The following is a 548-nucleotide window of genomic DNA, read 5'->3' as shown; positions in this document are numbered from 1 at the left end:
AACTTGAGGTGGCGCAGATCCGCACCACCGAAGACGTTGTCGCCCGTGCTCCCAATGTCGTTTTCAATACGGTGCAATCGCGTTCGCAGGTTTTTATCCGCGGCGTCGGCTCCAGTTTCTCTCTCGCCGGGGCGGAAAGCGCGGTAGCGGCTTATCAGGACGGCACCTATTTGCAGCGTCAGGGCGGTTCGACACTTGCCCTTTTCGACGTCGCATCGGTGCAGGTCCTGAGAGGACCGCAGTCGGTGCTTTACGGGCGCAATGCGACCGGCGGCGCGATTTCGGTGATGACGAACGATCCGGTCATTGGGGTGACCGAAGGATCGGGCGAGGTTACCTACGGCCGCTTCGACGAATATCGCGGACAGGCGGTGCTGAACGTGCCTGTGGGCGACACGCTGGCAATTCGGGTCGCGGGCATGGCATCGGGGAACGACGCGGTGTTCGAAAATGACGGACCGGGCAAGGACATTGGTGAAAACCGGTCCTATTACGCGCGCGGCAAGATCGGATGGGAACCGACCGATAATTTCCGGGCGGTTCTGTCT

General features: G+C 60.9%; 1 protein-coding gene. It reads left to right on the top strand.

Annotation, left to right across the window (positions count from 1 at the left end):
* On the top strand, positions 1–548 hold a 548-nt coding region (locus AAFM29_RS18000; RefSeq protein ID WP_341714072.1), incomplete at both ends, for a TonB-dependent receptor plug domain-containing protein.

It is taken from the genome of Erythrobacter sp. (genome assembly GCF_038133525.1).
In the GTDB taxonomy this organism is placed as follows: Bacteria; Pseudomonadota; Alphaproteobacteria; order Sphingomonadales; family Sphingomonadaceae; genus Qipengyuania.
Note: the sequence above shows the minus strand (reverse complement) of the source record. Positions and strands in the feature narration are given on the sequence as shown.